The 287-nt window shown below is 62.0% G+C and carries 1 protein-coding gene; it reads left to right on the top strand.

Translation table 11 applies throughout. The features are described from left to right. Positions 1-287 (top strand): LysR family transcriptional regulator (locus SB786_RS36000; protein ID WP_410731545.1); only part of this gene is annotated, 287 nt, incomplete at both ends.

Here is a 287-nt window from a genome sequence, read left to right as displayed (position 1 = left end):
GGGCGCGATCTGGGGCTGGGGCAGCCCAATGTCAGCCGCTATGTAGCGGCACTGGAGGATCATTTGCAAACGCGCTTGCTCCACCGATCTACGCGCAAGCTCTCCCTGACGCCGGAGGGTGAACGCTACTATGCCGACATCCGGCGCATCCTGGATGCGGTGGATGAATCCGAATCGTCCTTCAGGAACAAAGTCGACCCATCGGGGCTTTTGCGCGTAGCCTGTCCGACAGCGCTCGCACATGCGTTTGTCCTGCCGCACGTGCCGGCCTTTTTGGAGCGCTACCC

The organism is Burkholderia sp. SIMBA_062 (assembly GCF_046534765.1).
Lineage (GTDB): Bacteria > Pseudomonadota > Gammaproteobacteria > Burkholderiales > Burkholderiaceae > Burkholderia > Burkholderia ambifaria.
The sequence above is the reverse complement of the archived record's forward strand: the minus strand, read 5'-3'. Positions and strand labels throughout refer to the sequence as shown.